This window comes from Candidatus Woesearchaeota archaeon, assembly GCA_018303425.1.
GTDB lineage: Archaea > Nanobdellota > Nanobdellia > Woesearchaeales > JAGVYF01 > JAGVYF01.
Genome location: JAGVYF010000036.1, coordinates 1 through 5,312, shown reverse-complemented (window position 1 = coordinate 5,312; position 5,312 = coordinate 1). Strand labels below are relative to the sequence as shown.

At 31.0% G+C, this 5,312-nt stretch carries 3 protein-coding genes; 1 reads left to right on the top strand and 2 read right to left on the bottom strand.

Annotated elements, in window-relative coordinates; genetic code table 11:
- Window positions 1–286: 286 nt before the first annotated feature.
- Window positions 287–3,745: a chromosome segregation protein SMC gene (gene smc / locus J4418_05095; GenBank protein ID MBS3113431.1), complete on the bottom strand. Its 3,459-nt coding sequence runs from the start codon at window positions 3,743–3,745 to the stop codon at window positions 287–289.
- 215 nt (window positions 3,746–3,960) lie between these two features.
- The gene (locus J4418_05090) at window positions 3,961–4,407 is read right to left on the bottom strand and encodes a hypothetical protein (GenBank protein MBS3113430.1); all 447 of its coding nucleotides are present in this window, start codon (window positions 4,405–4,407) and stop codon (window positions 3,961–3,963) included.
- A gap of 222 nt (window positions 4,408–4,629) precedes the next feature.
- Here J4418_05090 and J4418_05085 point away from each other — a divergent pair, with 222 nt between their 5' ends.
- Complete coding sequence (locus J4418_05085; protein ID MBS3113429.1) at window positions 4,630–5,103, top strand: hypothetical protein; 474 nt, start codon at window positions 4,630–4,632, stop codon at window positions 5,101–5,103.
- The last annotated feature ends 209 nt before the right edge of the window (window positions 5,104–5,312 follow it).

The following is a 5,312-nucleotide window of genomic DNA, read 5'->3' as shown; positions in this document are numbered from 1 at the left end:
ATTAACTATTTTTGAATTTACCTCGCCGTAATACCCCACAGCTTGCTGTGGAATGAGCGAAGCAAATGGTGGGATAGGCGAGGTTATATCGTTTTTATTATCCAAAACTTAACTGTCTACAACAAACACAGACATTCCCGTCCATTAATGATTGGTATCCCATTTAATTACAAGCGTTGCTATGCTACGAGTGCAATCTCTTTTAAGAAAAAAGGGAAAATGCGAAAAACACAACTTTTGCATAGTCCTGCAATATTAGACAAATATATTGGTCTTGCAAAAATGATTATTCAAATTCAAAAGGATTTATTGTTGGAAAAATAGGGGAAGCTTCACCGATTACAGCATCATTGTGAGAAATAACGAGATACTGCGCGTGGTCGCAATACTTCCGAACTAGTTTTGCAAGTTTTTCGGAGTTATGTTTATCGAGCGCAGCATCAACTTCATCAAGCACATAGAATGAATGGGGCTGATGTTCTTGCACTGCAAATATAAACGCCAGAGCAGTCATAGTTTTTTCGCCGCCAGATAATGAGCGAATGTCTAAAAATTTTGTACCAGTAAGCCGTACTTTAATAAGTAAACCTGCTTCAAACAAATCTTCTGAGTTTTCAATAACAAGTGAAGCCTCGCCTTTGGTTGAAAGCATCCCGAAAAAATTTTGAAAATTTGTATTTACTACATTGAAAGCTTCCATAAAAATATTTTTCTTTCTACTTTCAATTTCATTGATTAAAAGAAGAACATCCTCTTTTTCATCGCTTAAACTTTTTTTCTTTTCAAGCAGCAAATTATATTCAGTTTCAACTTTTTCATATATCTCAAGAGCTTTCATATTAACAGCCCCCATGTTTTGGACCATCTTTTCAAATTTGTCAATTTCGCGTTTTAAGTCTGCTTCAGGCAAATCATTCAACTTAATGCCTTTATATTGTTCAAACTCTTCTTCATAGGTTTTTAATTCTGCTTTAACGTGCACATTTTCGAGGGACAATGTGTTTAATGAAATCTCCGCTTTCCTGGAATTGTCTCTTAAATAATCAATTTTTAAATTTGCTTTTGAGATGTCATCTGAAAGTTTTGATCTTTCAGCGAACAAAGTCTTATATTTGGCATAGAACTCTTTAGCCTGTTTCTCTTTAACTTTTAAATTTTCTTCATCAGTTTTAACCGCTTCAGTTAAAGATTTAATCTCTTTATCAAAACCATTCATCTCTTTATCATGCTGTTTCAGTATTTCGTTAATTTTTTCTTGTTCTGGAGCTGTTAAAGAAATGTGTGTATCATAGTTCTTTTTTTCAGCTTCAATCTGTATTAACTTTTCTTTAATATCTTTTTTCTGTTCTTCAAACGTATGAAGCTCTGCAACTAATTTGGGATTGCGCAATGTTGAAATTTTATTCCTTAAATTTTGTCTTTGAATTTTATTATTTGCAAGTTCCCGATTCAATTTTGTTATTTTGCTCAAGACTTCTTTTAATGCGGTATCGGTTTCATTTAATTCTTTATTCAATCCTTCTTTTTTTGACATTGAAGCTTCCAGGTCACCGGATTCAAGGTGCAGACTTTTTTCAAATTTAATTATTTCTCCTTCAAGCTCGGCTTTTTCTTGCCTGAGGGTGTCAATATTTAATTCATTTTCTTTTCTTTTTCTGTCAAGGGCAGATATTAATCCTTGAATTTCGGCAACTTCTAACTCGCACTTCTCGATATCTTTAGTTACTTCATGCTCAACAAATCCTGATCCTTTTTTTCGCATTCTGTAACCGCCGCGCATGACTCCTGAAAAATCTGCCAAGTCTCCTTCCAATGTCACCATTTTAGCGGCGCCTATGCCTATTCTTCTCGCAGTATTAATATCATCAATTACCAATGTGTTGCCAAAAACATAAGAAAATGCATCTTTAAATTTGTTATCATATGTAACAAGATCAATTGCTAATCCGTGCACTCCTCTTGATTCACTAAGCTTTTTAGTTTCACTTGAAGATTTGACCGGTTTAATTTTGTTAAGGGGCACAAATGTTGCAATCCCTAACCTGTTTGATTTTAAATAATTTATGCATTCCGCGGCAATTTTATCATTTTCAACAACAATACTTTCTATTTTATTGCCAGATGCAACTTCTAAAGCCAAAGAATATTTTGAGGATACTTGACCCAGTTCGGCAATTGTTCCATATACCCCCTTAAGTTTTAACTCTTTAATTTTTTTCGTTGCCATGTTAGACGCACTTGCTTCCATAATGCCTACATTTTTTGCTTGCAATTTTATTTGTTTTTCATGTAAAGTTTCGTACCTTGTTTTTACTTCTCTTAGTCTTGCAGCCAATGTGGAATCATCAGATAATGCCGTGTTAAGTTCTAAAGTCTTTTTTTTGAATAAATCTTTCCGATTCTTTAGATTTTTAATTTGTTCATTGCTTTCTGATTCCACTTCTTTAACTTTAGCAAGCTTTTCATCAATCGTTTTTAATTCATATTCTAATTGATCCTTTTTTCTAAGTAAATTCTGCTGTTGTTGTCTAATTTCCATAATTTCTTTTTGCAATTTTTCTTCTACTGAATCAATATTTTCAATTTCTCTTTCAATTTCTTCAACATTGTCTAAATTGTTTTTTTGCCTAAACCGGGATAAACTTGCTTCAATAACTTTTTCTTCTTTTAGCTTTTCATTTTTTTCTTTTTCAAGTCCATTTTTTTTAGATTCAAACTCTTTAATCCTGCAGGCAAGTCCCTTAAGGTCGCTATTAAGCTGCGTTTTTCTTTGTTTAATTTTTTCAATTTCGGAACTGCAATTTTCCATTCTTGTGCGATTAGTAGCAAGCAATACTTTTAATGTTTCAATTTCCTTGTGTACAGTTACTTGTTCTTTCTCGCCTTTTTCTTCAATATCCCTAGAAATTTTATCCGTTTCTTTTCTCTTTTCTTCGTTAATTTTTTTTAACGCGTTAACTTGATTTTCAATATCCTCAATTTTATGTTTTTCTTTATCAAGTTTTTCAACAAAATCGTGATGTATTTTTTGTTTTGTTTTTATTTGTATGTTTAAATATGAAGCTTTATTTTCATCAACTTTATCTCTTAATTCTTTAAATTTTAGCGCATGGTTCCGATCTTTTGCAAGTTCTTTAAGATAATTTTTTCTTTCCCCTAAAATCAATTCTGCATCATTTAATTTCTGTTCAACCCCTGTTAATTCACGGAGCGCTTTTTCTTTTCTTTGTTCATAGATAGAAATGCCTGCAATTTCTTCAACAATCTTTCTTCTTTCAATAGGAGGCATTTCAACAAATCGGACTATATCTCCCTGTAAAACGATGTTAAATCCGTCAGGATCAATCTTTGACTGAGAAAGCATTTCAAGCAATTCCTGTCTTGTAGAAGCTTTATTATTAATTTTATATTTACTTGAACCATTCTGATTGACCATCCTGGTAACTTTAATTTCTTCTTCGTCAAAAGGAAATTGATGATTTTTGTTGTCAAAATAAATGCTAACTTCTCCAAATTTAGCGGCCTGTTTAGTTTTGCCGCCATTATATATTAAATTAGCCGATTTTTCAGCTCTCATAGCTTTAGCTGAACCTCTGCCCAACACAAAACATAAAGCATCCATAATATTAGATTTACCTGAGCCATTTGGCCCTAAAACACAATTAAATTTGTCTCCTAATAATACTTCGGTGCGGTTTGCAAAGCTTTTAAAGCCATGCATTACAAGCTTATTTATTTTTGTCATTTATAATCTACTTAAAATCTATTTTGCCGTAGTTCATCCCATATTAATACAAATATTATGAGAGCAATAACTCTTTATAAATATTATGTTTTAGGATTATGTTCATTTACCCGAATTTGGTCATAGTTATTTATTATAATAATATTTTGCTGAAACGATAAGTTAACAATGTCAAATTTAGCGATTTAATGTTAAAATAACCATTCTATAAAAAATTAACAGCAAAGAATATCGATTTCAGTAGTTTTAATTTTTTCAGCCACACCATTTAAGGGATCTTTAACAGAACAATCTTCGCCGCCATATGGTCGTGATATGCTTGTTCCAATATTTGATATTGTAGTTTCTGTTATAGAGTGACTAAAGACAAGTCTTTCAACAGAACAAAAATTAGTTATCATAATAGAACCAGTGGGACCCTTGTAATGTGTTATATCTTTAGATATTATTCTTAATAAAGGTTCCTTACCAATATTACTGCATATCTCAAAATCGTTTTTACCTGCATCTTTTTGAAAATCAATTTCTAGAAGTTTACATGCGGGTTTATTAGATTTACTGTTTAATGTTTCGTTAAGTTTACTCAATCTATCATCAACTTCTGCTTTTGTATAAGTCTGTTCTGTAGAAATGAATAAAACTAGCACTCCAATTGATAACATAATTAAAAATATCACTATCCATTCACCAATTGAACCATTTTATTCATATGATAATAATAAATTTAAAGTTATTTATATATTTATCCTTTTAGAATATTGTTCATTTATTGGCTATTAAAGAAAAATATGAAATAGCTAAATTTGAGATTTGGTTTAGCATCCTTAAAATTGTCGCCGAACATTAAAAAGATTTTTATACTTTTAACTTATTGATATAATAAAATGGCGATGGATAAAGAAAAGTTGATGACTGCTATCTTAAATATAAGTTTATTAGCTATAATTATACTTTTAGTTAGCTTTTTTTTTTTGACTCAAAAAAGGATAATCGGTCCAATTATGATTGTGCTTGGAATCATTTCTATTCTTCCCATTTTTTTATTTAAAGTGCCAATACGGATTTTAAAAGCAGATATACTTTTTGGGTTGATAGACAATGGAACATTAGCAATTTTTGTTTTATCAGGTGCAGAACTTTTTGGAATTTTCGGTGCAATAGTTGGAGGTTTAGTTGGAAATGCAATTACAGATGGGTTCGCGGGTATTTTTGAAGGTTATGAATGGCAGAAAATTAAAAAATTAAAAATAAAAGACAAAAGAACTGCTCTAACTGTAGCAATTGGTAAATTAGCTGGTTCTTTATTTGGTGGAGGAATTGTATTAATAATTGCCTGGTCAATCTTAAATTTAGTTTAAGATGATAATTTCTTTTTTGTTATTAAGATTATTATTTTATGGTTTAATACGAAAAATAGTATTGCTATTTTTGTACACAAAAATCAGAGATTTTGTCGTACCTCATAGTTTGAGATAATTATGAATTAAATCTCTGCAGTTCAAAAATATCCGTGGCTTGCAGTGGTTGGAATTTTTATATTTGGCAACCAACAGCTTGATATATTAAC